Genomic DNA, 4,263 nt, shown 5'->3' with positions numbered 1-4,263 from the left:
CGCCGGGGGCGGCGGGATTGCCCACCCACGACTGGAAATAGGGAGAAAATGCGCCGTTTCGGAGATAGGGATTTTCGAAAACGCTCCACTGGTTCGGGACCGTGAAGTTCAGAGAATCGTAGGCGAGCACATACTGGTAGCGCCATTCGACGCCGGTATCGACGAAATGGTTCATCGCGTTCTCGATCCCCGGGGTCTCGAAATTCCAGCGAAGCTCGGTCCGGTTGTCGACCTCATAGGCGTCCCAGGCCTCGTTGAAGAAGATCTCATCCTCGCTCGCGATATGATCGGCCCACCAGAAGAAGGTGTTGTTCACGATCTGGAGGTCCTCATCGATCTGCACCGATTGAATGAGCTGTGCCATCCCGGTGAGCGCCCGTCCAAGATCGCCGGGATACTTGACATTCTCTCGCCGGCTCACTGGAACCGGGCTGCCAAGGAAGCTATTGGCAGGCACGATCCCCGGGCTGCTCACCTGCGAAAGCGAAGGGTAGCCAGGATAGTAGAGGCCGTCGCGGATCAGAGCCTCCGTCGGTCGGTTCAACAGCACATCTTCGAGCATGTACGAGTAGGTGCCGAAGTCCGCATAAAGATCGACGTGATACCGGTCGTTGGGATGCCAGCCGACCGCTCCGTAGAAATTCTCCTGCTGATCGAAGATGGAGTTGTAATAGCTCCCGCTCTCCATCCCGAGGTAGCTGAACCGGTAACCCAACTTGGAACTTTTGCCTTCGGAGGGGCGATCGATCGGTCCCCCGGCCTCGGCTCCCCACATATACTGATCGTACATGCCCATCGTGGCCCAGGCATCTCCGCGGAACTGGTCGAAGTAAGGCTGCTTGGTGATGTAATTCACATAGCCGTTGGAGGGCTGGGTGGCGCCGAAGACCGCTCCAGGAGGTCCTTCGACCAGATCCATGTTTTCCACCATGTTGAAGTTCCACGGGATGTCCTGCTCGCCGAAATTGATGTTCTCCTCGATCCCGTTGAGGAAGGTAAGCCCTTCTCGGCCTCGGATTTCCGGCGCGGAAACGCACGAGGTTTGGGAAGGGGGCACCATCGCCGCCGGGTTGAGGTAGGTGATCGAGAGCGGATCCCATTTGCCCCATTGCCCGATGCCCGCCGCTTCCATGAGCGGCTTCGAAATCGGCGTGATCGACCTGGGCGTGTCGATCAGGTCCATTGGGACCGCGTAGGCGGATGAGCAGCTTGTCGGGAGAATGCCGCCGCTCTCCCAGGACCCCTGCACAACGACGGCGGGGAGAGCAACCAAGGGGGAAGGAGAATCATCGGCGAGGCCGGCGGCAAAGCCGAGAGAGGGCAGCAGAGCCGTGAAGGCGACGAGGAGAGCGAGCCTGACCGGAAGCAGAGCGGGCATCGACGATAGTGATAAGTCACTATCAGTAGTACGGCAACCCGATTTTCGATATGTGGGGAGACAAAAAGAGAGCGAGCTTCCTAGGCGGTTCTAGGAAGCTCGCTTGTTCGTGCTAGGAAAGGGAAGCGAGCTCGCTTCCCCTTGCCGAGGTCCTACTTTCGGTAAGGGGCATTGAGGGCGCGGATGAGCGGCTTTGCTCCCGGAGGCGGCAACACTTTGCGTTCGAGGATTTCCCGCGTCGTCACCTGCTTTCCGTAATATTCCTTATCGGTTGCTCGATCGGGTTCGACAGTGCTCTCCTTGAAGGCGAGGGCGGTCCAGAAGCCTTTTGACCGGGTATAGACATAAACCGGAGCCTTCTTGTGATGCCTGGCCTCCTCTTCCGAGGTGGGCCCCGCAGTGGCGGCGACGTCTACCCCGAGCTTGAACTTATGTCCCTTGGCGAAGTGTTCGACCGCTTCGGAGGTGTTCAAGATAAAGAGAAGTTGTTCGGTTTCCGCTCCCACTTCCAAGCCGAAGCTCATCCCGCCGCTCTTGATCGCTGCGGGACCGGACCAGCCGTGAGCCGTCTTTGCCATGACCAAGCCCTTTCCGGAGGAGAAGCCGAAGATGAAGCCTTCTTCCTTCTTGCGGAGATAGGCGATCCCCTTGGCCTGCTCGAAGACGGAGCGGGGAATCGTTCTCTTATGCAACCCCTTGAAATGGTAGACGTCCTTGGTGGCACGGTTGACCGTGTCTTGCAGATCCCAAGCTGCCCATCCCGGCGTGGCAATCGAGAGGAAGCTCAGCAGAGCGACCGCTACTGGTAAAAGTCGTGCAGGTGCTTTCATTGTAAGCTTGTTGTTAGCAAGAGGAAACGAAAAGGCAAGCGTTGCGGTAAAAAAATTGCAATTTATCCGCGGGGGCTTGCTTTGACTTGACAGAGCGCCCCATCCGCGATCTGTTGACACGTCCGAAGGGCATCGCGGCTAGGACGTCCGTTTCGGCGAAGAGTTCGTGAAATTTACTAACTTGACCCGCGCTAACGAGATCGGCGCCAATTCCTATCTTCTCGAGTTCGATGGCGAGGGGCGGGTCATCCTCGATGCGGGGTTGCATCCGAGGCGCGAGGGCGAGGAAGCGCTGCCGAATTTCTCCGCGATCGGGGAACTACCGGCGGATGCGCTGGTGGTAAGCCACGCGCATCACGATCACATCGGAGCGGTGCCGCTCCTGGTGCGCCGGCAGGAAAAGATGCCGGTCTACATGAGCGAGGCCACCCACCTCCTTGCGGAGCCCCTCTTGCACAATTCTGTCGAGGTGATGCTCAAGCAAAGGGCCTTGCTGGGAATCACGAGCTATCCCCTTTTCACGCACAAGGAAGTCGATCGATCGGCAAAATCCTATCGCATCTGCCGGACCGGCCAGGAGTGTTCTCTTCGGGGCGATTCCGATCCGAAAGGGGAGCCTTTGAGCTTCCGCCTCTACCCGGGCGGACATATCCTCGGTGCGGTAGGAGTGCGCTTTCGTTATCGGGACCGGCAGATTCTCTACACGGGCGACGTCAGCTTCCAAGAGCAGACGCTCCTGCCGCCCGCGGATTTTCCTCTCGACGGAATCGACACCCTGGTCATCGAAGCAACCCGGGGAGGCAAAGCGACGCCCGAAAATCAGCGGCGGCCGATGGAGATCGAGAGGCTCATCTCCTCTATCGAAGCCACGTTTCGGCGCGGCGGAGCGGTCTTGATCCCGGTCTTCGCTCTTGGGAAAACTCAGGAGCTGCTGGCGACTCTTTACTTGGAACAGAAAGCGGGCCGGCTTTCCCGCTGCCCGATTGCAATCGGGGGATTGAGCCGGAGCTTTACGCAGGTCTACGACCGATTGGCGCGCCGCTCGTTTCGCAGACACCCGGGGCTCAGCCTTTTGGAGGACGTGGCGCCGACGGTGCTCGACGGCCGCACGATTCGGCAGCTCTCTCCCAAGCCGGGGGAGCTCTACCTCATCTCCTCGGGGATGATGACCGAGCGAACCCTCTCCAATATCTTGGCGCAGCGCTTTCTTCCCTGCGAACGCCATTCGATATTCGTGGTCGGCTACTGCGATCCGAATTCGCCTGCGGGGCAGCTCCTGCAGACTTCGCGCGGCAATCTCGTGGCTCTCGATTCCGAGTCGGCTCCCCAGCCCGTCCTTTGCGAGGTGGACCAGTTCGACTTGACTTCCCACGCGATTCGAGAGGACCTCCTCGCCTACATCCTGCGGGTCAACCCTCGCCTCTGCGTGCTCGTCCACGGCGATCCGCCCGCACTCGCCTGGTTTCAGGAACGGCTCCGCGACGAGAGGCCGGGCTTGGAAGTCATCGTCCCACCGCCCGGCGAATCCTTGGAGCTGTAGCTGCTTCCCGGATTCCTCAGGAGCCAGAAGCGGAAATACTCGATCGGGAGGTCTTTCCACCGCCGCCAACTCCCGCCCAGGTAGGTAACTTCGGGAAATTCGCGGAGCAGCGGTTCCGGCACTCGCCCCTCGGTTTCGCTGGAAATGTAGAGAGCGCTGCTCCCCGGGGTCGCGCGGTAGCCCGGCCAGACGGCGAACTGCGTTCCTTCCCTGCGGAAGGCGGGCACGAATACTTCCTTGCGATGGGCATAGAAGGCGAGCTCGCTTGCCACGGCATAATCATTGCCGATCCAAATCTCGGGCCGAGCGACGCGCGCTTGCCGTTCGGCTTCCCGGGCCAATTCCCCCCAGCCTCGAGCGCGGAGAAGCGGATCCTTCCGCCCCAGCAAGCCGGAGCCGATCCCGTGGAGGAAGGCGGTTTCGATCCCCGCCAGGATCAGCGCGATTCCGACGAGAAGCCGAGCCCAGCGGTGGAGGCGCGCCCGTTCCCCCCAATAAGCCACCGCCGCGATCAG

3 protein-coding genes and 1 pseudogene are annotated in these 4,263 nt (G+C 60.4%); 1 reads left to right on the top strand and 3 read right to left on the bottom strand.

Translation table 11 applies throughout. The annotated features are described in order from the left end of the window. Both FN369_RS06720 and FN369_RS06715 read right to left on the bottom strand, forming a co-directional pair. Window positions 1-1,378 (bottom strand): TonB-dependent receptor (locus tag FN369_RS06720; protein ID WP_512698703.1); only part of this gene is annotated, 1,378 nt, incomplete at its 3' end. 152 nt (window positions 1,379-1,530) lie between these two features. Continuing rightward, window positions 1,531-2,208, bottom strand: coding sequence for a lipid-binding SYLF domain-containing protein (locus FN369_RS06715; protein WP_142525416.1), 678 nt, complete (start codon window positions 2,206-2,208; stop codon window positions 1,531-1,533). Between the two features lie 166 nt (window positions 2,209-2,374). Between FN369_RS06715 and FN369_RS06710 the strand changes: the two genes are divergently transcribed. After that, the gene (locus FN369_RS06710) at window positions 2,375-3,748 is read left to right on the top strand and encodes an MBL fold metallo-hydrolase (RefSeq protein WP_142525415.1); all 1,374 of its coding nucleotides are present in this window, start codon (window positions 2,375-2,377) and stop codon (window positions 3,746-3,748) included. Here FN369_RS06710 and FN369_RS11145 read toward each other — a convergent pair. Next, window positions 3,673-4,263, bottom strand: a pseudogene (locus FN369_RS11145) (hypothetical protein); the annotation flags it as partial. The gene FN369_RS06710 and the pseudogene FN369_RS11145 overlap by 76 nt on opposite strands.

The organism is Methylacidimicrobium cyclopophantes (genome assembly GCF_902143385.2).
GTDB classification, from domain to species: Bacteria; Verrucomicrobiota; Verrucomicrobiia; order Methylacidiphilales; family Methylacidiphilaceae; genus Methylacidimicrobium; species Methylacidimicrobium cyclopophantes.
This window is presented reverse-complemented; position numbering and strand designations above follow the sequence as displayed.